Source organism: Litorilituus lipolyticus, assembly GCF_006439335.1.
In the GTDB taxonomy this organism is placed as follows: Bacteria; Pseudomonadota; Gammaproteobacteria; order Enterobacterales; family Alteromonadaceae; genus Colwellia; species Colwellia lipolytica.
The window spans coordinates 29,946-54,724 of sequence record NZ_SAWY01000016.1; the positions used below are offsets into that span (position 1 = coordinate 29,946).

24 protein-coding genes are annotated in these 24,779 nt (G+C 37.1%); 6 read left to right on the forward strand and 18 right to left on the reverse strand.

Annotation, left to right across the window (positions count from 1 at the left end; translation table 11 throughout):
• Positions 1-25 precede the first annotated feature (25 nt).
• From EPA86_RS07395 to EPA86_RS07405, 3 genes are read right to left on the reverse strand one after another with little or no spacing between them, the layout of a single operon-like run.
• Entirely contained in the window at positions 26-787 is a 762-nt protein-coding gene (locus EPA86_RS07395) for a phosphoadenylyl-sulfate reductase (protein WP_140602795.1), read from the reverse strand.
• Positions 780-2,513, reverse strand: a complete 1,734-nt coding sequence (gene cysI, locus EPA86_RS07400) for an assimilatory sulfite reductase (NADPH) hemoprotein subunit (RefSeq protein ID WP_140602796.1) — start codon at positions 2,511-2,513, stop codon at positions 780-782. The genes EPA86_RS07395 and cysI overlap by 8 nt, the downstream gene beginning before the upstream one ends.
• Positions 2,513-4,345, reverse strand: coding sequence for an assimilatory sulfite reductase (NADPH) flavoprotein subunit (locus EPA86_RS07405; protein ID WP_140602826.1), 1,833 nt, complete (start codon positions 4,343-4,345; stop codon positions 2,513-2,515). Before EPA86_RS07405 ends, cysI begins: the two co-directional genes overlap by 1 nt.
• A 358-nt stretch (positions 4,346-4,703) precedes the next feature.
• Between EPA86_RS07405 and EPA86_RS07410 the strand changes: the two genes are divergently transcribed.
• Complete coding sequence (locus EPA86_RS07410) at positions 4,704-5,234, forward strand: lytic transglycosylase domain-containing protein (protein WP_246058304.1); 531 nt, start codon at positions 4,704-4,706, stop codon at positions 5,232-5,234.
• A 72-nt stretch (positions 5,235-5,306) separates the two neighbouring features.
• Here EPA86_RS07410 and EPA86_RS07415 read toward each other — a convergent pair whose 3' ends face one another.
• From EPA86_RS07415 to EPA86_RS07425, 3 genes are read right to left on the reverse strand one after another with little or no spacing between them, the layout of a single operon-like run.
• Positions 5,307-6,062, reverse strand: coding sequence for a TIGR04219 family outer membrane beta-barrel protein (locus tag EPA86_RS07415; protein ID WP_140602797.1), 756 nt, complete (start codon positions 6,060-6,062; stop codon positions 5,307-5,309).
• Positions 6,063-6,065: 3 nt separating this feature from the next.
• A complete protein-coding gene (locus EPA86_RS07420) occupies positions 6,066-7,061 on the reverse strand; it encodes a DUF2333 family protein (protein ID WP_140602798.1) in 996 nt (331 codons plus the stop codon).
• A 9-nt stretch (positions 7,062-7,070) separates the two neighbouring features.
• Positions 7,071-7,544, reverse strand: a complete 474-nt coding sequence (locus EPA86_RS07425) for a copper chaperone PCu(A)C (RefSeq protein WP_140602799.1) — start codon at positions 7,542-7,544, stop codon at positions 7,071-7,073.
• Between the two features lie 68 nt (positions 7,545-7,612).
• Here EPA86_RS07425 and EPA86_RS07430 point away from each other — a divergent pair, with 68 nt between their 5' ends.
• Complete coding sequence (locus EPA86_RS07430; protein WP_140602800.1) at positions 7,613-8,356, forward strand: enoyl-CoA hydratase; 744 nt, start codon at positions 7,613-7,615, stop codon at positions 8,354-8,356.
• Between the two features lie 66 nt (positions 8,357-8,422).
• Here the strand turns inward: EPA86_RS07430 and EPA86_RS07435 are convergent, their stop codons facing one another.
• From EPA86_RS07435 to EPA86_RS07460, 6 genes are all read right to left on the reverse strand, one after another.
• Positions 8,423-8,764: a hypothetical protein gene (locus EPA86_RS07435; protein WP_140602801.1), complete on the reverse strand. Its 342-nt coding sequence runs from the start codon at positions 8,762-8,764 to the stop codon at positions 8,423-8,425.
• A 60-nt stretch (positions 8,765-8,824) separates the two neighbouring features.
• Positions 8,825-9,055 carry a PspC domain-containing protein gene (locus tag EPA86_RS07440; RefSeq protein ID WP_140602802.1) on the reverse strand — a complete coding sequence of 77 codons (231 nt, stop codon included), beginning with the start codon at positions 9,053-9,055 and terminating at the stop codon, positions 8,825-8,827.
• Positions 9,056-9,166: 111 nt separating this feature from the next.
• Positions 9,167-9,829, reverse strand: coding sequence for a phage shock protein PspA (gene pspA / locus EPA86_RS07445; RefSeq protein ID WP_140602803.1), 663 nt, complete (start codon positions 9,827-9,829; stop codon positions 9,167-9,169).
• 26 nt (positions 9,830-9,855) lie between these two features.
• Positions 9,856-10,179: a hypothetical protein gene (locus EPA86_RS07450; protein ID WP_140602804.1), complete on the reverse strand. Its 324-nt coding sequence runs from the start codon at positions 10,177-10,179 to the stop codon at positions 9,856-9,858.
• Positions 10,180-11,061: 882 nt separating this feature from the next.
• A complete protein-coding gene (gene dusA / locus EPA86_RS07455) occupies positions 11,062-12,033 on the reverse strand; it encodes a tRNA dihydrouridine(20/20a) synthase DusA (protein WP_140602805.1) in 972 nt (323 codons plus the stop codon).
• A gap of 87 nt (positions 12,034-12,120) precedes the next feature.
• Positions 12,121-14,208: a winged helix-turn-helix domain-containing protein gene (locus tag EPA86_RS07460; RefSeq protein WP_140602806.1), complete on the reverse strand. Its 2,088-nt coding sequence runs from the start codon at positions 14,206-14,208 to the stop codon at positions 12,121-12,123.
• Between the two features lie 109 nt (positions 14,209-14,317).
• Here EPA86_RS07460 and EPA86_RS07465 point away from each other — a divergent pair, with 109 nt between their 5' ends.
• Entirely contained in the window at positions 14,318-15,655 is a 1,338-nt protein-coding gene (locus EPA86_RS07465; RefSeq protein ID WP_140602807.1) for an FG-GAP repeat domain-containing protein, read from the forward strand.
• Positions 15,656-15,700: 45 nt separating this feature from the next.
• On the opposite strand, the gene EPA86_RS07470 is transcribed toward EPA86_RS07465, so the two are convergent.
• Positions 15,701-17,062 carry a hypothetical protein gene (locus EPA86_RS07470; protein ID WP_140602808.1) on the reverse strand — a complete coding sequence of 454 codons (1,362 nt, stop codon included), beginning with the start codon at positions 17,060-17,062 and terminating at the stop codon, positions 15,701-15,703.
• Between the two features lie 153 nt (positions 17,063-17,215).
• Positions 17,216-18,295, reverse strand: coding sequence for an acyltransferase family protein (locus tag EPA86_RS07475; protein WP_140602809.1), 1,080 nt, complete (start codon positions 18,293-18,295; stop codon positions 17,216-17,218).
• 158 nt (positions 18,296-18,453) lie between these two features.
• On the opposite strand from EPA86_RS07475, the gene zur reads away from it, so the two are divergent.
• From zur to EPA86_RS07485, 3 genes are all read left to right on the forward strand, one after another.
• Positions 18,454-18,909, forward strand: coding sequence for a zinc uptake transcriptional repressor Zur (gene zur / locus EPA86_RS07480; protein WP_140602810.1), 456 nt, complete (start codon positions 18,454-18,456; stop codon positions 18,907-18,909).
• 233 nt (positions 18,910-19,142) lie between these two features.
• Positions 19,143-19,304 carry a DUF6702 family protein gene (locus EPA86_RS18490; protein ID WP_425462566.1) on the forward strand — a complete coding sequence of 54 codons (162 nt, stop codon included), beginning with the start codon at positions 19,143-19,145 and terminating at the stop codon, positions 19,302-19,304.
• 103 nt (positions 19,305-19,407) lie between these two features.
• On the forward strand, positions 19,408-19,875 hold the full coding sequence (locus EPA86_RS07485; protein ID WP_140602811.1) for a chemotaxis protein CheX: 468 nt from the start codon (positions 19,408-19,410) through the stop codon (positions 19,873-19,875).
• Between the two features lie 127 nt (positions 19,876-20,002).
• On the opposite strand, the gene EPA86_RS07490 is transcribed toward EPA86_RS07485, so the two are convergent.
• The 4 genes from EPA86_RS07490 to mpl all read right to left on the reverse strand — a co-directional run bounded on the left by EPA86_RS07490 (position 20,003) and on the right by mpl (position 24,705).
• Positions 20,003-21,997 carry a methyl-accepting chemotaxis protein gene (locus tag EPA86_RS07490; RefSeq protein WP_140602812.1) on the reverse strand — a complete coding sequence of 665 codons (1,995 nt, stop codon included), beginning with the start codon at positions 21,995-21,997 and terminating at the stop codon, positions 20,003-20,005.
• A gap of 121 nt (positions 21,998-22,118) precedes the next feature.
• A complete protein-coding gene (locus EPA86_RS07495; protein ID WP_281284864.1) occupies positions 22,119-22,745 on the reverse strand; it encodes a flavin prenyltransferase UbiX in 627 nt (208 codons plus the stop codon).
• A 24-nt stretch (positions 22,746-22,769) separates the two neighbouring features.
• Positions 22,770-23,273 carry a peptide deformylase gene (gene def / locus EPA86_RS07500; RefSeq protein ID WP_140602813.1) on the reverse strand — a complete coding sequence of 168 codons (504 nt, stop codon included), beginning with the start codon at positions 23,271-23,273 and terminating at the stop codon, positions 22,770-22,772.
• Between the two features lie 40 nt (positions 23,274-23,313).
• Positions 23,314-24,705: a UDP-N-acetylmuramate:L-alanyl-gamma-D-glutamyl-meso-diaminopimelate ligase gene (gene mpl, locus EPA86_RS07505; protein ID WP_140602814.1), complete on the reverse strand. Its 1,392-nt coding sequence runs from the start codon at positions 24,703-24,705 to the stop codon at positions 23,314-23,316.
• Between the last annotated feature and the right edge of the window lie 74 nt (positions 24,706-24,779).

The window sequence follows — 24,779 nt, forward strand, 5'->3', positions numbered from 1 at the left end:
AAGCGACATATTGTCGCTTTTTTTCTTATATACCATCACCATCAGTATGAAGACCACATTCTCGTTGACCACCACCAAAGCGAGTATCGCTTTCATCCATGCCTAAAGTTAATGGCTGAGTACTGTGTACGTCTCCGACAGAAACATATCCCTCATCCCATAATGGATGATAAGGTAAGTTATGTTTAGTTAAGTACTCATGCACATCTTTATTATGCCAATCAATAATTGGATGCACTTTAAAACGGCCACGTAAAATACTCACCACCGATAAACCCTGACGGTGCTCTGATTGTTGACGTCGTACTCCAGAAAACCAAGTACCTGCATTTAATTCAGATAACCCTCTTTCTAGTGGTTCAACTTTATTACGACGATTATATTGCTTTAAAGCCTCATCACCTTGACACCATTGCTCACCGTATTTAGCCAATTGCCACGCAGCACTTTCTTTGGCACTATACACTTGAAGATTCAGCTTCAAACGCTCTGCCATTTGATCAATAAAACGGTATGTTTCAGGAAACAAATGCCCTGTATCAGTCAATATCACCGGAATATTGCTATCGACTTGCGTCATCATATGCAACATTACCGCAGATTGAATACCAAAGCTTGACGAGAGTACAAATTGAGAGGGCAAATTCTCCATTGCCCATTCTATACGTTCTGTCGCCGATTGCTTTTCAAGTAGCTCATTCCACTGATTCAACCAAGGCTCTGGTAATGACGCAGGAAATCGGTTGTTGATAACTGGCTTATTAGCGGTTTGCTCAACATTAATCATGAAAATCTCGCTTACTGACCTTCACTTCAGCAATGATGCTGGCACGAATAACAAAATCACCAAACGATTCATTTGCGTTGCGCTCAGTAGCCCAGCGGGCAACTAAAGTATTAATTTCGGTCAAAATATCTTGTTCACTTAAGTTTTCTTTATACATTTTAGGTACGCGAGTACCTGAAACATTACCGCCTAAGTGCATGTTGTATTTTCCTGGCCCTTTACCTACTAGACCAATTTCTGCCAGCATGGCTCTACCACAACCGTTCGGGCAACCTGTCACGCGTAATATAATGCTTTCATCTGCAACATTATGTTTAGCAAGAATGCCTTCAACCTCATCAACTAAGCCAGGTAGGTAACGCTCAGCTTCAGCCATAGCTAATGGACAGGTTGGAAAAGCAACACAAGCCATTGAATCTTTGCGCTGTTTTGACACACCATCGTCCATCAAACCATGTTCACGGGCGATTTTTTCAATTTGTGCTTTGTCTTCAAGCGCCACGCCTGCCACAATCAAATTCTGATTAGCAGTCATGCGAAAATCACCTTTGTGAATTTTTGCAATTTCAGCAACACCAGTTTTCAATGCTTTACCTGGGTAATCTAATAATCGACCATTTTCAATAAACAAGGCTAAATGGTGCTTACCATCAAAGCCTTCAACCCAGCCAATTCTGTCTCCACGACCAGTAAATTCATAAGGACGAGACGCTTCAAAAGTAATACCTGCTCGTTTCTCTACTTCAGTTTTGAAAACATCAGTACCCACACGGTCTAAGGTATACTTTGTTTTAGCATTCTTACGATTAACACGGTTACCCCAGTCACGTTGTGTTGTCACAACAGCTGCCGCAACATCAAGGGTATTTGCTAACGGAACAAAACCTAAATCATCGGCTTTTCTTGGGTAAGTTGATTTGTCACCATGGGTCATGGCTAAACCGCCTCCCACAAGTACATTAAAACCAACTAATTTTCCCTGCTCGGCAATAGCAACAAAGTTCAAGTCATTGGCATGTACATCCACATCATTTTGCGGTGGAATGACAACCGTAGTTTTGAATTTACGAGGTAAATAATTACTGCCTAAAATTGGCTCTTGGGTTTCTTTACCTTCAGGACCTTCAAGCTTTTCACCATCTAACCAAATTTCTGCATAAGCACGTGTTCTAGGAAGCAAGTGTTCACTTATTTTAGTTGCCCACTCATAAGCTTCTTGGTGAAGCTCTGATTCAACAGGGTTCGTCGTACATAAAACATTTCGGTTAACATCACCAGCGGTTGCAATTGAATCGATACCAATACTGTTTAATGTTTGATGCATTAATTTAATGTTCGGCTTTAACACGCCATGAAACTGAAAGGTTTGACGGGTTGTTAAACGAATACTGCCATACATAGTTTTATCAGCAGCAAATTTGTCAATCGCTAACCATTGTTCAGGCTTAATAATTCCGCCGGGCATGCGAGCACGAAGCATTACATTATGTAATGGCTCTAACTTCTGCTTAGTACGTTCAGCACGGATATCTCTATCATCTTGCTGATACATACCGTGAAAACGAATAAGCTGAAAATTATCAGCAGTAAAACCACCGGTAACTCGATCTGATAAATCTTGTTCTATCGTGCCGCGTAAAAAGTTACTTTCTCGCTTTAGACGCTCGTTATCAGCCAAATTGCCTTCAACAACTAATGGGCCGTTTGCTTGAGTTGAATCAGTCATTAATATACATCCTTCTGATAACGCTTAGCGTTACGTAAATCTTTTAAGTAATCTTTTGCTTGCTCTTCGCTCAAGCTACCTTGTTCAGCAATTATTGCTAATAAAGCAGCTTCAACATCTTTTGCCATTCGGCTCATGTCGCCACATATGTATACGTGTGCGCCACGCTCTAACCAAGCAAACAGCTCTTTTGCATTTTCGCGTAGACGATCTTGTACATAGATTTTCTCAGCCTGATCTCTAGAAAAAGCCAAATCTAAGCGAGTCAATAGACCTGATTTTAAATAGCCTTGCCATTCAACTTGATATAAGAAATCTTGTGTGAATGTTTGGTCGCCAAAGAACATCCAGTTATCACCTGTTGCTTCATCTGCATCTCTTTGCTGCATGAACGCTCTAAATGGCGCAACACCTGTACCTGGACCAATCATGATCACTGGTGTTTCACCATTTGCTGGCAAGCGGAAATTATCATTATGTTCAACAAAAACTTTAACGGCTTGACCTTCTTCAAGACGGTTAGCTAAATAACCTGAAGCACCACCTGTTCGTTGCTGGCCATTTTTGTCATATTCAACAAGACCGACTGTTAAGTGAACTTCTTCCTCAACCTCTGCCTGTGCAGAAGCGATTGAATATAATCGCGGTGTGATTTTACGAAGGCTATCGACAAAATCTTGTGCCGATAACTCTGCTTTCGCAGCGCTAACAACATCAATTATTTGATGATTGGCTGCATATTCACGAGCTGTATTTTTATCAGCAGCGACAGCGAGCAAGGCTTTATCGTTACTAAGGCTTGCCCAGTACTCAATGAAGGCTGGTGCGGTTTGCGTAATTTCAAGCTGGTCTGTGAGCGCCTCTTGTAAACTGAATGATTTCTCTTCACCACTTAACTGAAGTGTTACTTGTTCTTCACCAGTAAAGTTCATCGCGGCCAATAGCTCAGTCACAAGTTGTGGATCATTTTCAAACCAAACACCTAATGCATCGCCTGCTTGATAAGTTAAACCTGATTCACCTAAATCTATTTCAATATGACGAACATCTTTGGCAGAGTCTCGACCGGTGATTTTCTGACTTAACGAGAATTCAGCTGAAAGTGGGTTTTGCTTATTGTATTGACTTGCAGCGCCACTAGTTACAGGCAAATCAAATACTGGAGCTAAACCGGCTTCAGCTTGAGTTAATTCTTCTTTTAGGCTTTCTACGATATTTAATGACCAACTTTGGCTATCGCTGTCGTAGTCAACATCACAATCAACGCGAGGTGCTACTTGTTCAGCTCCTAAAGCTTTTAAGCGCTCATCAAAATCTTTGCCTGTTTGACAGAAAAATTCATAACTGCTGTCACCTAACGCTAAAACGCTATAGCGTAAGGTTGGTAATTTTGGTGCTTTTTTTCCTGATAAAAATTCATGAAACTCAATAGCATCATCAGGTGGCTCGCCTTCACCATTAGTACTTGCCACAATAAGTAAGTGTGATTCTGACTTAAGTGATTTCGCTTTATAATCAGCAATATTTTTTAAATTAACCGTAATACCAGCATCAGTAGCTGTGGTGGCTAGTTGTGTTGCGACACCTTTGGCATTACCTGTTTGTGATGCATATAAAATAGTTAACGTTTTTGCCGCAGCGACTGCAGTGCTCGGCACAGTTTGAGCATTTTGCCCTTGTTCACTCTTCGCTGCTAAATAACCACTAGCCCAAGCAAGCTGTAATGAAGAATAGTTAGCTGTAACTTGTTGTAACTGTGTTAATTGGCTAGCATCTAACGAACTACTGCCATTTGAAGTATTTTGATTTTTTAAGTGCTGCTCTGGCAACATAACGATTTCACCCATTGCAATTGATGGTGCAAGAATAGACAAAAAAAAGTAATTTCAGAAGGAATAGATAGCGATTTTTTATTCCAAAAAGGAATATTGATATTTTTATTCTTGGCAAAGTAACTGCCGAGTTATATTTAAATGCTATAAAATTTTGATGATTTTGTGTTCAACTTGACAAAGTAAACGCTATCAGCCCATGATTTATAAAGATAAACTTAACTAGGTTGTTATTTTGTTCTCGCACCACATAAAATTAATAAACAGTATAGTTTTGCTTTGTTTTTGTTCGCTAGCCAATGCAAACACTAAAAATATTAAGCAAACACCTATCTATAAATACAAATCAGCCAAGGGTGTGACTTCTTTTTCAGGTATTGAACCAATGGGAGTTGACTACACGCAAGTAAGGTTTGATTGTTTTGCTTGTAAGGTTGATTCTTTGATCAATTGGCGAAAAGCTAAACTTTATTTAACAAAGTATCACTCACTTATTAGTGAAGCCTCTAATCAATACGGTATTGATCCTGCTTATGTAAAAGCCATTATTCATGCTGAGTCACACTTTGATTCAAAAGCCATTTCCAAGCAAGGTGCACAAGGCTTAATGCAGCTTATGCCTGAAACAGCCCAATGGTTAGGAGTTAAAAACCCTTTTGTAGCCCAACAAAATATCAATGGCGGTGTAAAGCATTTGTCTCGTTTACTCAGAAAGTATAAGGGCAATATCAGCCTAACCTCTGCAGCGTATAATGCAGGTGAAGGCACGATTAAACGTTATGGTGGTATTCCACCCTATGCTGAAACTAAAGTTTATGTTGAGCGAGTCGAAATATTGCATGATCGATATCTGAAACATCAACGTTTAGCACAAAAGATGAAAAGCTAAAAATACCCGGCCATAAAAAAGCCCCAAAACCATGTAGATTTGAGGGCTCAATATTATTAATTATTGATACGATTAAAAGTGAACGATAGCCCCAACAAACAAGCCATCAAATGTCATATCACTGTAAAAGTCATCAAGGTCATTCAATTCGAGTTTAACACTGCGATAGCCAACAGTTAAATCTAGATCGACAGCTAGGTTATCAAGAAGCTCATAACTAACACCCGCTTGTACATCATAAACGGTATTATCATCGTAACTAACAAAGTTACCTTCAGCAAAGAAGTTGAAGCCTGTAAACGGTAGTCCAACAATTGTTGATAGATAAAGCATAGGAATATAGCCGCTCGCTGATAAGTCACTATTTAGTGAAGTAATAGAATCTTCTACTTTAATGTAGGTATCTATTTCTCTTGCAGTTAAACCAAAGTCAAAGGTTAACAAGTCGTTATCAAATAACTCATAATAGAGCGTATAGTCGATATAGCTGGTATCAAGGGTTGTGTCTAGTGTTGTATTCGCACTATAAACTTCACCATTAAACTCAAAAGTAGAAGTTAGCTGCGTGCCCCCTACTGTATCTAGTGACGTGCGAGCAATTTTCGCATTTGGAATTAATGGAATAGGATGCTCAAAGGCAATGAAATAACTACCTTGATATTCATCGTCAAAGTTAAAAACTGCTTGATCAATTTCGCCTTCACCAAAGCTACCACTAGTTTGATTCGCCCATGCTTGGCCGCCAATATACAAGCCTAACAAAGTATCAGCTTGTGCTGTAGCACAGGTCATAAGCGCTAAGCTAGCGGCTAACATTGTCTTTTTCATTTTTTATCCTTTGCTTAATAATTCATTTAAATCAATAAGAGCTGCATTAGCTCTAGATATATAATTTGCCATCACCAAAGAGTGATTTGCTAAAACACCAAAGCCATCTCCATTCAATACCATTGGGCTCCAAAGTGTTTGCTGGCTTGCTTCTAGCTCTCTAATAATTTGTTGTAAACTGATTTTGGCATTTTTATTGGTTAATACACTTTCAAAATCAATTTCAACGGCTTTTAATAATTGCAATAACGCCCATGCAGCACCTCGAGCTTCATAAAACTCATCATCAATTTTCCACCAACTTGTTTTGATCTGTAATTGACTTGCCGCACTACTTGATTGTTGTGCTTGACTGTCTCCTGCAAGATCAGTATTAACCTGTTCACGACCGACACTAGAACTTAACCGATGTGAATAGCTCCCTAAACGCTTTTGCACCTCTTCAATATAAGCTCTTAAGTTATCAGCTCTGGCATAAAACTGTGCTCTTTCCTGACCATTAATACTTACTAATCCTGCACGGTATTTATATAAGCTATTGATCGCTTTTTGGTATTCTGACTCAGCACTGGGCATAGCCCATTTGCGATGATTAATATTAAAACGGGGCTGGGCTTCTTTTAAGTGTTGATTAACCAAAGACTGTGATTGAGAGCGACTAAAGTCTTTTCGCATAACTAAAGCCATATCTCTAACCATCTCTAAGACACCGAATTCCCATGCAGGCATATTATCTAGAAATACCGAAGGCGGTAATGCGTCATTTGCCAAATATCCACCCGGTTTATTAAGAAGCGTTTCAGCCACTTTAATTAATGCTGTAGTAGTAGTATAACCAACCACAGGTGCAACATTTTCCGCTTGAGCTGCCAGAGTCACTTCTTTTTCAATATCAATAGAATCAGGTTCTATACTCCAGTACACGCCAAGTCCATAGAAAAAGACAAATACGCCAGCGACAATAAGGGAAATAGTTCGCGTAGATAAGTTAATGTTCATAATCCACTCCTAGTGGTGATGATGATGTTGCTGCTTTTGCTTCAAACTTTTAACAGGTAGCTGAACCACTTTTACTTGTTCATCACTAAAATGTAATGCTAACTCAACAACCTCATTTGGTTTTAATGCATGTGTTAATTTAAATAACATTAAATGCAACCCCGAAGGCTGTAGTACTAATGACTCGTTACCTTTTATTTTAACAGACTCTAATTTTTGCATTTTCATCATATCGTTTATCATGATGTTCTGATGTATTTCTATCTGCGGTGAAATTTTACTGCTCACCTTAGTTAAAGTCACTGTTTTTTCACTATTATTCACTATTGTCATATAAGCTGAAGTAATCTCAGTACCGGGTATGCTAGCCCTTACATAAGCATCAGCTGCTTTTATCTCAATGCTTAATTCATTTGCTTGAATTGAAACAGCAAAGAAGCTGACTATTGTTATAAGTACAAAGCTAAAGTAATTTTTTATCATTTTCGCTATACATCCTTTTTAATAAGCTCTATTGTTAACTGCATTGTTCAACGACTAACTGGTCAGACATGTCAGATTTAATTCTTACTTCCAATGCTCAGGGTATTTTTACTATAACCCTAAATCGTTTCGATAAAAAAAATGCCTTAAATACCGAAATGTATCAACAACTTTGTCAACATTTTAAAGATGCCATGACAAACGAAAACATTCATTGTCTAGTCATTCAGGGCAATGCAGAGTGTTTTACTGCTGGCAATGACCTTGATGACTTCTTACAATGTTCACATGATGAAGATCTCGCGGCACTTGAGTTTGTTAGCACACTTGCCGAATTCAATAAGCCTTTAATTGCTGGCGTAGCTGGGGCAGCCGTTGGTATAGGCACCACCCTTTTACTTCATTGCGATATGGTTATAGCAGCTAACAATAGTAAGTTTAAGCTACCCTTCACCCAATTGGGCTTGTGTCCCGAAGCTGGCTCTAGTTTATTATTAACACAACGTGTCGGCCATAACCGTGCTTTTGAACTATTAGTTCTGGGTAAAACATTTTCTGCAAATCAAGCCTTAGAATATGGCATTATCAATCAAGTTTGTCAGCCAAAAGAACTGCTCAGTATTACCAGAGATGTTGCTTCATCCATCGCTGAATTGCCCCAAGATGCCGTATTAACCAGTAAAAAACTCATGCGCCAAGCTAACCAAACCGTGTTGCCTCAAATAATCAAGGAAGAGGGCGAACAGTTTTCACGACTGATGAATACTGAAGAATGTAAAAATATTTTGTCTAGCTTTTTTAGAACCAAGTAACGAACTCATGCCCTAAATAAAAAAGCCTGTACGCATTACAGGCTAATCAACTCACTTTTTACAATATTACCTATATTGCGTTTGAGGTTTATCTTTTGTTGCAAACCAAATCACTAATGCAATTAGCAACACTGGCCAAAACACGCCAACAGCAACCATAGCTATTGAGCCGACAATTAATAACCCTATAAAAATCAGACTCCCAAAAACGCTTAGCACAATGGCTAAAGCAGCAATGACAAGTAACACAACTACCAATGCGGAGACACTTATAGCTTTAATGGGCTCGATTAATTCCTCTCCCATATAAACACTCACATTTAATAACTCTAATAAACCTGTTCCTAAAACGTAAGTTAAAAAAAGTGTCGCTAGAATAGCTAGCATTAAAGATTTAAAAAAAGTCATGTTCCTCCCCCTCTGTTCCATTGCTTTCAAACTCATAACCTGCGCCGTTATTTTCGTTTGTTAATAAGCCCTTTGGCTTGGTAGTAAAGCGCTTGCGACAACATAAGCGACGCCAGTGGCCACAGGTAAAAATATTAATGCACCTATAGCAGCCGCCCTAACAACCACTCTTGGGTATTCATAATGATTAGCAATACCTGCACAAACACCTGTTAGCTTTTTGTTCACAATATCCTTTGATAAACCTTGGCTCACTACTTTCTCTCTGGTGTACTCTCTACGATAATTCATTTCTCTCTCCTCATTTACTACCCACTTTTGGCTTCCCTGCCTCATCCTTATTTCAGGTTTTTCCTATTTACCTGTTTTCATCCCTGATGAAGCTCCTTCTATTACTTGCTGCTATCCATTGGCAACTTGCTTTTTCATTTCAGCTAACTCTTGCTCGATATTTTCATCTTGTTCTAAATCGGCAATTTGCGCTGATAAGTCTTTATTTTCAGTCATATCAAACGCTTCAACTTGCGCCTCTATACGATCGATTTTTTGTTGATAGCGTTCGAACTTACCTATTGCTTCGTCAATATTATAAATAGCCGCCTTTTCTCGTACTTTTAATCTTACTTCTGCGGACTCTTGTCTTAGCAATAAAGCTTCTTGACGACGTTTTGCTTCATTTAACTTGCTTTGAAGTTTCTGAGCATCATCCTGAACTGCTGTTAAAAACTCACTTAAGTGCTTATTCTCTTCTTCCAGTTGTTCTAACTCTGCTATGTACTTATGCTTTTGGGCTAATGCTGCCTTAGCCAAATCATCTCGATCTTTAGCCAGCGCTAGCTCAGCCTTACCATGCCAATGAGTAACACTTGCTTGGCTTGCCGACACTTTTCTAGCTAATGTTTTTTGCTCTGCAATGTTTTTAGCTGCTGTAGCACGAACCTCAACAAGGGTTTCTTCCATTTCCTGAATGATTAAGCGAATCATTTTCTCCGGTTGCTCTGCTTTATCTAGCATGCTGTTAATGTTTGCATTCACAATATCGGTAAAACGTGTAAATAATCCCATCTGTCTATCTCCTAGTTCTCTTTAAATTACTTATTACTTGTATTTTTTTTAACTGTGTTAGTTGTTTTAGCTAATAATTTTTCAGTATTTTCTTTAAGCGATTTTTCTGCATCGACTTGTTGAACTGTTTCATCAAAAGTGAAATTTAATGAGAAAGCCTTAACTTCTTGTTCAATAGTTTGTTGAAGTTGCTTATTAAGTTCTTTCATCATCTGCTGTCCTTGCGCCACAACAAAATCACTCACTGTATTTTCTACGCTGGCAGATGCCGCATTTGCATTCATAGAAAATAAACCACCTAAAGATACAACTAATACCAAAGCCATTTTTTTAATGTTTAAAGTTTTCATCATCAATTCCTTCTTCTCTTTTAAATTTAGTTATTGTGGTTAACTGTTATTGTGATGCTTAATATCAACTTCAGTTAAACCTATTTGACTAACCATTTGCTAGTCAGCTTCACATCGTTACAAGTACTATTACAAGTGCTGTGCCAATGTTTAAAATATTTTTAAGCGGCTGATATTAAAGAGATTATGTCAAACAAACAAAATCAACCAAGCTCTGAGACATATTATGTCAAACTATATTTTGGTCAATTTAGCCATGTCAATTAGTTAAATTGACCAAACAAGATTTGGTTTAATAAACGTACAAAAACAGCCCAATCAATATTCAGCCACACAAGCTCTGTTTAACTGGTTAATTTAGGGTCAGAAAGGTTATGCAATATTGCAGGCATAAAAAAACCAACTCGATAGTTGGTTTATATAAATTGAGAAATAGAAAGTAATGGCGATCTTTATGTCCTTACATCGCGCAGGATTTTACTTTTATAGTGGAGAGCCGATTATGATGATTCTTTTTCAAAAAAGCTTACTAAGACAGATGTACCTAATAAAGCTAATACTGGCATCATCGTTAAAGTAAAAAAGAAAGTTAAATCTAGCATGACCAATCCTTATATATTTATTGCTACTTGTTACTAAGTTGCAACAAGTGTTACAAAGGTTGTGCCAGTTTCTGAATTAATTCTTATCTGCCTGAAAAATAAGTAGTTTTATTTTTCAGCTATGTCTGCTGATTTTAGTTTTTTCTAGAATCTTCTTTGAAGTAGCGAAATTAACCAACTATTAGCCAAAAATGCACAATTTTAGAAGCAGCTCTAAAAACTTATCCAGCCTTTTGTTCGATTTAGGGATAGTTATTCTCAATTTCGTAACACTTTAGATTTAATTGGAATTAAAATTTACCTTTAGTGACGCTTCTTTTAAGGTTGTGCCATTAGCTTCTGGCTTGCCTGCACACTCACTTAAATAACGACGAAACTGCCGAGCACCAGCTAGGCCATTACATAAGCCCAACATATGCCTTAATATATGCCATGCTTTACCACCTGAGGCTACATGTTGATCTACATAAGTAATCATTTGCTCAATGACTTGCTCTCGAGTTAAAACGGGGGTTGTAGCTTGATATAGTTTTTGATCGGCTTGTGCTAATAAATAAGGGCTATTATAAATTTCTCGGCCAATCATAACACCATCGACATGTTGCAAATGCTCACTCGCCTCTTCAAGCGATTTGATACCACCATTAATAGATATTTCTAATTCCGAGAAGTCTTTTTTTATTTGATAAACACGTTGATAATCTAGAGGAGGAATATCACGATTTTGCTTAGGGCTTAAGCCTGTTAACCAAGCCTTTCTAGCATGAATAATAAAATGTTGGCAGCCCGCTTTAGCGACTTGCTCTATAAAAGTATGTAGAAACTCATAACTATCTTGATCATCAATCCCTATTCTCGATTTAACGGTAACAGGGACTTTAGTCGCGGCTTGCATTTCACTAACACATTCAGCAACGAGTGTCGGCTCTGCCATTAAACATGCACCAAAACGCCCGTTTTGCACTCTATCTGACGGACAACCAACATTAATATTGATTTCATCATAACCTCGTTGCTCTGCAATTTTGGCACACTCAACCATGGCTTTAACATCACTACCACCAAGCTGTAGTACTAAAGGGTGTTCAGCCTCGTTATAGGCTAAATAATCTCCTCGGCCATGTAATATAGCACCTGTTGTGACCATTTCGGTATAGAGCACCGTATGAGCAGACATCAAGCGATAAAAATAACGACAATGTCGATCAGTCCAATCAAGCATAGGTGCAATGGAAAGCTTATGTGAAATCATAGTGATAAATGAATAGTGTAAGTCTTATAATAACATTGGCTATATTATAAAGGATTCCATAGTGAGATAAAAACCCTTACGGATAAGTTAATACTCTAATGCATTTAGCATCACTAAGTGTGATGTCCTAGAATCAACTTTATCGTAGATTACATAAGGAGTTTTCGTAATACCTATGTCTGTGACAAACTTTTGCTTATCTAATTTAAAAATCAATTCCGAAGTATCTTCTTTATCAAATAAATTACTAACAACCAAGTTATTTACTTGCTCTCCTTGTTCAATATAAAAAGCTCGCATAGTATTTAAATCTATATCAATTGCATGAGGGCGAATTAGTAGAGGAATATTTGAAAAATCCCTTGCTACTTTCACTGAACCATCTTCACTACGAAACATCAGTGCTTTATTATATAAATCACCATAAAAAATACCTGCATTGTGAGCTTTTTGTTTCACCACTAATCCTGATGCCAATATCCGTTTAGTTAGTTGTGCCGTTTTTAAATCATATTGCCAAATATCATAGACATTATTACTTCTGATGCTTAAAAAAACTGAGTTAGCATCATCTGACCATGCTAATAAACTACTTGTTTGAGCAATTTGATATTCGGAAACAATTTCAGTACTCGCTATATCCAATACAAACATCTTTAATTTATTATCTTTTAAGACGGTAAACGCTAATTTTGACTGGTCATCATTCAAAATAGGTCTCTCTATCTTGTCAGCATAAAGGTTAGTCAATTTAATCACTTCATCACCTGAATATCGATAAACTTCATAATTACCAGTACGTTGCGATATAAAAAAGACAGATTTATGTATACTCGCCCATAAGCCATTAAGATCATTGGCGTGACTATTTAGCTTTGAAAAGTCAATCTGCTTTTCTAGCCCAATAGCAGAAATATCGAAATTTGAATGCTTTTGTAAATAAAATAGATCAGATGAAAATGAATTTGAGTCTAATTGAAAAGCCGAGTTACTAGGTGGAATTGAGGACACTTGCTCAACGGCTTTCGTAGTTAAATTTAACCTCCATATCGCATTACTATTTTTCGCTTTACCCGCTATCAATAACTGTTGATCTCCCTCAAATTCTAAACTTGTAATACGTGAAAATTGAGTCGATATTAAACGATATTCTTGTTTCTCAATATCATAGCTCTGAATAGCTTGACTGCCATCTTCACTGATAACAGTGAAATAAATTTTTTTGCCTTCATCATCAAATACCGGATAACTTCCTGACAGCTTAGCGTCTGGAATAAATAAAGCATTTTCTTTACTATTACTCACTAATAATTGCACTGATAAGCGGCCTTTCTCAATTAAAGACAAAGCCATAATCTTACTATCTTTTGAAAGAGCTACTCCCACAATATTGCTGTTTGTTGCATACACTGAATCAAGAAATTTTTTCTTATTCAAATCAAATTTCAATACTTCACATTGAGTATTATGGCAACGAGCAAGATACGCTAAAGAGTCATTATTTGCCCAAATAACCGAGGTAAGTTTTTTAGTATCTTCTAGTAAGAGTTTGGTGCGATTATTTGCTATTTCCTTCAAGGCTAGCTGCCACTTGCCATTTAAACTTTCATGCTTTATATACAAGGCTTTTGACCAACTAGGTGATAAATTCGCAGAATATATTTTCTCCTGTCCGTTAGAAAATAATGTTGTTTGATATACCTTGTGCTTATGCACTTTAGAAAGCGCATTGTTATCGTCAATCAGTATAAAATACGCAGATATCACTATGCACAACATACAACCGATGAATAAAAGTGCCTTTAAGAAACTAGACTTTTCTATAAATCTCGATGGTATAGGTAACTCATTATCTTCTGAGCCATTAAAGATAAAGCAATACCCCTTGCGAGGAATAGTTTCAATGTATCTTGCTTGTTTTGGGTTATCGTTTAGCACTTTACGTAACTCAAATATGGCTCTGGTAATAACCTCATTGCCAACAACAATATCTGGCCATAGTTGCTCGGCAATATGATCTCGACTCAGCACTTGCCCTTTATGCTCAAATAACAAGCAAAATACTTGCATGATTTTAGGTTCTATTTTGGTGGTTTCACCTTGATAGTGCACTTGATTATGATCTGGATAGAATTCATAACCATCAAAAGCAATTGAAAAGGAAGCTTTAACCATTTGATATATAACACAAATAAAAACATAATAACTTCATTATAACATTTGCATGTTATCTGTAACCAGAATTGATTAAAAACGAATAACCATTTCAAAGCAGGTAATAAAAATGAAAAAAACACTAATAAATTTACTAATAGCTATGCCTCTTGTATTACCCATAACGAGTTATGCCAATGAAGTAAGTTTATCCATTACTGGTCAAGGTAAGGTAGAAAATCATATCAACTCTTGTAATAGCAATTGCACTCTCAGCACAAGTAATAGCGCTCTTAATTTGCAACCAGTCGCCGATGAAGGGTGGTATTTCAGTGGTTGGCAAGGTCAACAATGTGACTGGGGCGAAGGAATAATTAGCTCAACCGAACCAACACTTATTGGTTCTGCAACCGGAGGAGCAAAAACCCTTGAAAGTATCGACATTAACCATGATGGCTTAATAGATTTACTCGCAATCAGCTTATTTAATGGCAACATTATCAGTTACATCAACCAAGGAGATGGCACATTCTCCCAGCAAAATATCATAACAGACTTACACTACCCATCGGCTTTGGATAGCTATGACTGGGATAATGATGGTGATCTCGACCTATTTATCGCTGAATATGGTACTGGTGTTGGTGACATTTTACTCTATCTCAATGATGGCAACGGTCAATTTGAATTTAAGGAAACCCTGAAGTTTAAAAACGCAAGACCTTATGCTTTTACTGTGACAGATTACGATAAAGATGGCATAGCAGATATTGTTGTTTCTTCTTTTAGTGCTGATATTTCGGGTGACTTGTTTGTACTGGTTAACAGTATTAGTAACGAAAAAATATCTTGGTATAAAAACACAGGTGACGAGTTAATTGAGCAAAACGTAATATCAGATAAAGCTGCAATAACCATTGATAGTGTTGAATTTGATTCTATAGGCACAACTATTGTTTCTGCGGAAATCCTTTCAGGAGAAATAGTAACTTATAGCGCACAAGGAAGAGCAGTCATCAGTACTGGTGGGGCAGCTTATGGCGCAGCATTTGGAGACATTGATAAAGATGATCTAATTGATGTCTTTTCAGCGCATTATCAACCAGCTAAATTAGGCGTAACCTACGGTAAAGAAAACGGAGAATTTTCTGTAGAGTCCGTAATTGCGACTCCAGAAAATGGCGTAACAGCGACAGCAATGGGCGATTTTAATAATGATTCTTTCATTGACTTAGCTTATGGTGAGTTCAATAAAAAAGGTTTTTATTATTTTGCTACCACTAGTTATAAAAATTGTATTCTCGAGCAAGGGAGTTCAATTAGCATTGAAGCCGTTTTCAAAAAAAATGACACTAACTCTGGATCTGATTCAGTTGAAGAAAAATCTGAAAACAACTCTTCTGGTGGTAGTGTGTACTGGCTAAGTTATTTGTTAGTCTTTTTGCTCATTACTAGGAAAAATAATTGATACAAATCATGAGCTGGTAAAATTTTACCAGCTCATGATGTTAATTTATTCATTAGACATCGCTTCAATATTAACAATTTCAGAACGGTTTAACGTTATCTTAAACCGTTGAACCGCTTCCCCTTGCTTGGTTTTGTGCTTTAAAATAAGGTTAATTTGATAGCGCCGCTCAACAGCCTGTTTAGAAATTTTCTGTCCTTCTAGGCTATATAGTTTACCTTCTCCTTTTTTGAGATAACGAACAAAAGGGGTTAAATTAAAAAATAGCTGCTGTTGAATTTCGTCATAACCAGGTAAATACTTTTTAACGATAACCTTATTATCACACCGAAAGTGTAGTAACCGCGCTGTTTGCTTATTTTGTTGTCGACGTTGCTGAAACAGTGAATTAACAGATTCTGGCAAATCTTTTTTATTGATATATTCTAGCCACAATATTTGGCTCAATATACGTTTACCATTGACACTGTGAGTATAAATGTTTTGCCATTTCGGTCGACCTTTTTGGATTTTACGCCAAATAAGACTCGTTAAATCATCTTTAAAAGTTTCACGTAAACCATAAATCACCCCTAGCAATGCAATCAATGCAATAGTCACCTCAGCAAAACTAGATCTCGCGTTTAGCACTAAAAACATAACGAAAGCCATAATAATTGCAGTAACAGTACCACGCACTAATCGCTTTAAATTACGATTCAAATAACGTGTATGTTTTTTGAATACCACGCCATATTCAATCAAGCGTTGTAATAATCGCATTTTATTGGTGATGCGATTTGGATCGTCTAATGTAACTTGAGAGTTGTATTTATTTTCATCGCGATATTGGCTTTCTTCGCGGCAGAAGTTAAGTAAGTACTCACGTTCCGGTGAAAAGTCACTGCTTTTGGGTCCTTGTGCTAACAACTTTAAGAAAGATTGCTCGGTATGCCAGCTCAAATAATTATCAGCATTTTCAAAAAAAGAACTCAGCTTGGTATCCGAAGGGGTATATCGACGTAGCTTCTTCATTAAAACCGTAGTTTGATCAGCTAACTCAACCGCAGCAGGATAAAATTCCTCTGGTGCTTTTAGTTTTAACGTTTGCTTTATGTCTGCATCTAGTGCAATTCTAATTTGATAAGAATAGAGATTAAGGTTAAGGCGATAATCTGTTTGCTCACCTTTGTTTTGACTAATGAAACGACTTCTCACTAAAGGTAAGTGTAATTGAGCTGAGTAATAAGCACTATGACTTTTGATATTTGAGTAAAAGTAGTCTTCTTCGTTTAAGGTACTCGGGTTTATACCCATTTCTTCGGGTAAAGAAAAATAAAGATCTAACCTTTGATACTCTTGAGGCAGTAGTTGATGGCTAATCTTAAATGAGAGGTTTTCATCTTGAACTAATGTTGCTTTGCTCACTCGTTATTGCAGCTCCCTATTTTTTATACTTTCCATAGAGTACTTATATAATTTTATCTATGGAAAGTCACATAACGCAATAATAAGCATAGCAATTTCTCGCTCATATTACTGAGAAATATTTATTTTTCGCTATCTGCTAAAGAATATTTTTTATATTTTAATAAATATTTTGCGTTTATATAAGAGCAAGGAAACATACCAGAAAAATACCACATGAGTTAATGCAAAAATAAATGAAGCAAAGGTATTATCTAAAAAGCTTGTTAAGACACCATAAAGCCATGCATAAAGAGTGCTATCAGCAATTGAAATATTCAAATATAAAGTAACAGTTAGAAAAGATAATACATAAACAAATAACGGGTTTGTACCATATACAAGTAAAGGTGAAGCTAATTTTTCTTGCTTTAATATATCAATAACCCAAATAAATGCTGCCAGTAAAAGGCATGCAAACCCAGTAGTGTATATAACATAAGAACCTGTCCATAAAGATTTATTAATAGGTAAAGTTAAACTCCATAATGAGCCTAAGCCAATCGCTACCCCCCCTAATATAGTGAGCTTTATTACACTCTCTTTTTTATCCTCAATACTGGTTAAATATCTTGTTATTTCAAAGCCAAGCAACATATTAACAATCGCTGGAATAGTACTTAATAAGCCTTCTGGATCAAAAGCAACGCCCATGCCACTATACATATGACCTGCGCCAAGCACTGCTAAATCGAATTGCCTAATAATGTTACCTTCTAAACTGTACGCATTATCACTACCTACACTTAATAATAATAACCAGTAGCCAAGTAAAATAACTGCCGATGTAATAAAAATCCCACGTTTATTAAGCATTAAAACTAAGCTTGCCGCAAATACGTAAGCAATACCTATACGTTGTAACACTCCCATAAATCGCCAATCATTTGGATCAGTGTTAAATGGAATGATATTGAGCATAAAACCAAGGAAAAATATGATAAACCCGCGCTTTACAATTTTTCGAAATTGCCCAGCATTTGCGGTAAAACCACTCTTTTTAAATGAGAAAAACATCGCTGAGCCAATGATAAATAAAAAGAAAGGAAAAACTAAATCAGTAGGTGTGCAACCATGCCACTTTGCATGAAGAAGTGGCGCATAAACATGGCTCCATGTGCCAGGTGTATTAACCAATATCATGAGAGCAATAGTTATGCCCCTAAAAGCGTCAAGAGCAAGGTATCGAGTCATTAAGTTTATCCAAAAAAGTAAAAAAGCCACGAAAAAGACAGCGCTGTCTTTTTCATTGTAAAGGATCATTATTCAAATGGCGAATAAAAATAGTTATCCTCAACTTAGGGCTATGTTACACTGAAAATCAATCACTGATAGGCAATACTTTTTTCACCATGACGATTGACTCAACTGCAGAAAAACTCTTAGCTCAAGCTCAACAAGTTTGTTCAAAAAAAGGCGCTCGGTTAACAAAAGTACGTGAGCAGGTTTTTCTTTTACTTGCTAAACATCAAGGAGCCGTTGGTGCTTACGATTTACTTGAAGAATTGCAAACAATTGATGCTGGTGCGAAACCTGCGACCATATATAGAGCATTAGATTTTCTCTCTAAGCAAGGGTTTGTTCATAAGATAGAATCAATCAATGCCTTTATCATGTGCCATCACTTTGGCGAGTGTAATCACCCAGTACAATTGCTTATTTGTGATACTTGCGGCCAAGTTGATGAAATTCAATCAAATAACTTTGATCTTGCCTTACGAGCTATGGCAGATGCCAGCGGCTTCACCATAAGTCATCAGATTGTTGAAGCACATGGCAGTTGTCGTGCATGTGTGTCTACAAGCTAAATACCTACTTACAATTCCCTTAAGAGTAAATTGAAGTTTCAGATCAATTTACTTTACTCCACAGAGATATACTATTGCACAAATACAGTAAATATTTCTTTTCTGAAAATTCAAAGTAATCACATAGTTCAAAAACATTCAAAATCAACTGATTTTGCTTTTAAATCAACCTATTACAATTATAGCCCGAGTATAAACCAGTTTGATTCAGACCAAATAATCATCTTTCAATTATTTCAGAGCAAAACTTTTTAAAACAATTAGTGGTAAAAAACACAATACTCGTCGATACTTATGCTAAGCACGTAAATACTGTTAATTTTCAGGACAGTAAAGAAAAAGGTAGCTTAACTTTTAGCCGAGCAGATTCGACTGCTGTAATCGCTACCAATTAGAAAATATACACAATTATTAATAAATTTTATTTTTGTTTGATTTACATTTGTTAATTTTCCATGCAAAATCAAATAACTTAACTGACAAGGCTCGGAAAGCTTCATGAACGTAGAGTTTATCAATCCCTTTTTATCTTCAATGCTCAATGTGATGTCCACCATGGCTCAAATGGAGTTAACTCCTGAGAAACCAAAGCTTAAAAAAGGTGAAGTTGCAATGGGCGATGTCTCTGGCCTCATAGGTATGGTAAGTGAACAAGCAAAGGGTTCGCTATCTATCACTTACGATGCTTCCTTAGCTATCGCTACTATGAAAGGCATGGTTGGCGAAGCACCTGATTCAGTTAATGAAGAAATTACTGACTTAGTAGGTGAAATTACTAACATGGTAACAGGTGGCGCGAAAAGAATGCTCAGCGAAAAAGGCTTTGAGTTTGATATGGCGACCCCAGTTGTTGTTTCTGGTCCTGATCACACTATTCATCATAAAGCTAAAGGACCTATCGTAATAATTCCGTTAAGTTCCCCTCATGGCAAAGCCTATATTGAATTTAGCTTTGATGAGTCATAAAACCTTTCAGGCATAAAAAAAGCGAATTAAATATTCGCTTTTTTTATGCCTGAAATATACTAAATTACTCAACAGGATGGCTTATTTTACCTTTAGTTTTTCATCAGTGTTCAAGTAAATTGCTCAATTAACATTGAAATTTATTCGCTAAAGTTAAAAGCTGCGTTGCTTGTTCACTCTGCTCTGTACTCGCCAGCTGAATTTGTTCACCTTCGTGGGTATTATTGGCAGATAGTTCACTGATTCTTTCAATATTTCCTGCCATCTCATTTGCAACGGCAACTTGTTCTTCTGTCGCAACAGCTATTTGATTACTCATATCATTAATCGATGCCGCAGACATAGATAAAGCTTGCAGTTTTTTCTCTAAAATATCTGTTTGCTCGACAGAACTACTCACACTTTCAACACACTGATTGATTGAAACGGATACTTGTTCAGCATCGTGTTTGAATTTACCTACCATAGATTCAATTTCTGCTGTTGATTCTTGTGTACGTTGTGCCAAAGTACGTACTTCATCAGCAACTACTGCAAAGCCTCTTCCTTGCTCTCCGGCTCTGGCTGCTTCTATCGCGGCATTTAACGCTAACAAATTGGTTTGTTCTGCAACGCTTTTGATAACATCAACAAATGAAGTGATATTACTACTGCTTTGCTGCAATTCATCAATAAGCTTGTCTGCATTGCTCATTTCAATTGATAGCGCCTGCATTTCATCGCGTGTATGGTTAATTTGCTCAACACCTTCATTAGCAACATCATCTACTTCTTGTGCTGCATGCGCTGATTGAGAACTATTTGCAGCGACTTCTTGTACTGTTGCACTCATCTGTTCTATTGCGGTTGCTACTAGTGTTGTTTCTGCTTGTTGAGTTTCAAGATGTGTTTGGTTGTTTTGTGTGGCTTGTTTTGTTTGCTCAGAACTATTAGCCAACTTGGTGCTACTCATTTCAATGGCGACAATCGCCTGTTGAAATGCCACAAGCATTTTATTTAATCGTGTAACAACATCACCGAGTTCATCTTCACAATAAAGTTCTGCTCTAGCCGTTAAGTCATTATGTTCATCAACAGTTGTAATGGCATCTGATAAACTGCCCAATTGCTGCATAATAATTTTACTAATGTAAAAGGACAAAAGAATAGAAAGACTAATAACCACAAATGCAATCACAACTGTTAGCAATAACATTCTTTGAGCACTATTTAAATGTGCCTCACTCACAAGTAATAAAGCTTCTACTGCCGCATTTTCAACACTTTTGAGTTGATTTATTCGTTGAGTTGTATTGTTAAACCATGTTTGGCTATCAACACTCAATACTTGATTTCCATTAGAGGCTAACGCTATTTTTCTAAATTCATCTACTTTCGATACAGAGTTATGTTGCATAGCTTGGCTAAATGCCTGCTGTAATTGAGCTGAACTCATTTTATTAAAAGTATCAAAGTAAGCAGATTGTTCTGTCATTAAAGCAATAAATCGTTGGTAGAAATTCCCCGTAAACTGGCCTTTAGCAAAAACATTGGTCATTACTGCGCGCTCAATGCCCGCTCTTTCTTTACCTTGTAAGAAGTTATAATAAGCTTGTAAGCTGCTAGCTATTTCACCATTTGTTGTCGATAAGCTGATGTGTGACACGACATTGATTAAGTCTGCATTGTTCTGTGTGTAGTAAGAAATAGCGACTTTACCTTCAATAGCTAAGTCATCAATTTGCTGTCTTATACTGGAAAGCCTTGCTAAAGAGGCTGTTGAGCTTTTTGTGGCTTGGATGACTTGCGTATGGCTAATATCATCAATATTCGCCTTAATAAATGCCGCTCGATTTTGAAATGCGATATCTGTTGCTTGTCGTTGTGTGCTAAGAGTATCAGAAAATTTTGCTCCTTTACTGCCAATAAAACCTGCTGAAGCACCGCGCTCTTTCTGTAACTCATGCACTAAAGCACTATTAAAAGTAGCTAATTGCGTTAACTGATCAATATCTTTACTACTACCCACTATTTCAAGATTTTGCTTAATTATCATGAAGCAAAAAAACACAAGCCCTAAAATGGCAGGAATTACGAGTAAAGTAAGTTTAGCTTTAAAAGAAGCATTTCTGATTGAAGACATTGAAACCTCTAGTGCAAAATAGACCCAAAGAACGGTAACTCTGTTACTCAATCAACGTTCTTTTCTAAGAGCTCAATGTTAACTTTTAACTGAATTTATTGTTTTGATTCCTATCAAGAATTCAACAGGAGTGTTGATTATATCCCCAACGAGGCATAATGTTTTGTTCAATATTCAAATGATCAAGTACTCGCCCCACCATAAAGTCAATAAGATCATCAATCGTTTCTGCTTTATGATAAAAACCTGGGGCGGCAGGCATTATAGTGACACCTTGTTGAGATAAGCTCAGCATATTCTGTAGATGAATCGTCGAAAATGGTGTTTCCCTTACCATTAAGATCAAATGCCCGCGTTCTTTAATTACTACATCAGCCGCTCGTTCAATTAAATTATCACTCATGCCTTGGCTAATTGCGGCCAAAGTTCCTGTTGAACAAGGACAAACAACCATTTGTTTTGGCGCAGCAGATCCTGAAGCAACTGGTGAAAACCACTGTTCTTTGCCAAAGACAATAATTTGCTCTGCTTTCGCGCCATATTTATCAATTAAAAATTCAGCGGCAACATCAGGTTTACTCGGCAGTTTAACGTCTAATTCAGTGTTAAGTACAATGCGACCAGCACTTGAACATAAAAAAAACACTTGATAGTTCGCAGCGACTAAACACTCTAACAGACGTAATGCATATCCTGCACCGGAAGCGCCTGTCATTGCCAATGTTATTCGACCCTTAAATGTAGTCAAAATAATCCCCTATACTGTTTTACGTTATGCTAAATGTTTAAGTGTTTTTTTCACTTTTTTAAGTGCCATTTTTTGCTTTAACGGCGAAAGGTATTCAATAAATAACTTACCTTTCAGGTGGTCTATTTCATGTTGCATAACAATCGCTAAAAACTCATCACTTTCAATGGTGATCGCTTGGCCATCGCGATCTTGAGCTTGAACTGTCACTTTTTCAAAACGCTCTACATCTGCATAATAGCCAGGTACAGACAAGCAGCCTTCTTGACCTTTAACTTTGTTTTCACCTGAAATAATTTCAGGATTCACTAATATTAAGGGTTCATTTCGTTCTTCAGAAAGATCAATAACCACAACGGCTTCTTTCCTTCCTACTTGTGTTGCTGCTAAGCCAATACCATCTTCAGTATCGTACATAGTATCTAACATATCATCGATTAAAGATTGGACTGTCGATATGTCTGCAACCTTAACTGCTTGTTGGTGTAATTTTTCATCGGGAGCTTTAAGTATGGTTAATACTGCCATTTTATTTTCTTTACCTTTCTATTAAATCTATTGCCAGCTATTAATGCTCAAGTGCTAATAATAACTTATTGTGGATATCGTCAAAACCACCATTACTCATTATAACAACGATATCATCAGGCTTCGCCTCTTTTACTATAGCATTGACCAGTGCTTCTATATTATCTTCTACAACACAGCAAGGCTTACATTGACTAATAAGCTCAGAAACAGACCAATTGACTTGTTCTCCTTGATATAAAAACACCATATCTGCGTCATCGAATGACTTAGGTAAAGCATCTTTATGAACGCCAGACTTCATGGTATTTGATCTAGGCTCTAACACCGCGATAACTCGACCATTTTGATTGGCTGATAGGTTGCGAGCCGTTATTTTGGCACGAACGCCAGCCAATGTTTTTGCTATGGCAGTTGGGTGATGAGCAAAATCATCATAAACTTCAATGCCCTTCACTGTACCTTTTAACTCAAAGCGCCTTTTGGTATTAATAAATTGTGATAACGCTTCTATCGACACATGACTTGGCACACCCACATGTCTTGCAGCAGCAATAGCCATTAGCGCATTATCAATATTGAAGTCTCCCATCAATTGCCAGTTAACACAGCCTTGTTTATTTTCATTGAAATAAACCTCAAATTGACTGCCATCTTCAACAAGCTTTTTCGCCTGCCAACCGCATTTATCATGGGTATATTCTTGCTCACTCCAACAACCTTGATTAAGCGTATCTTGCACGGTTTGTTCATGCTTAGGTGAAAGTATTAAGCCATTGCTCGGTACCATTCTAATTAAATGATGAAATTGTCTTTGTATATCAGCTAAGTCGTTAAAAATATCGCCATGATCAAACTCCATATTATTCATGATTAACGTTCTTGGTCGATAGTGAACAAACTTAGAACGTTTATCAAAAAAAGCACTGTCGTATTCGTCAGCTTCAATCACAAAAAACGGCGTGTCACCGATACGTGCCGAGTACCCAAAGTTTTGTGGTACACCACCAATCAAAAAGCCCGGGGCTAACTGGCCATATTCTAATATCCATGCCAACATACTGCTGGTAGTGGTCTTGCCATGAGTTCCCGAAACAGCAAGCACCCAACAATCTTTAAGTACATTTTCTAATAACCATTGTGGCCCTGAGGTATAAGGGATATTTCGATCAAGTACATATTCGACCATTTCATTGCCACGAGACATAGCATTACCTACAATCACCATATCAATATCTTCTGCCAAATTCTCTGCACTATAACCGTGCATTAATTCAATACCCAGTTCTTCTAATTGAGTACTCATTGGCGGATAAACATTAGCATCAGAGCCACTCACTCTATAGCCTAACTGCTTAGCGATTGCTGCTATGCCTCCCATGAAAGTGCCACAAATACCTAAAATATGAAGATGTTGCTGTTTATGTGTCATAAATGAATTAATAATTAACTTTAGCGAATATGATAAATTGCTCGTAATATACCTGAAACGAGCAATTTAATCTG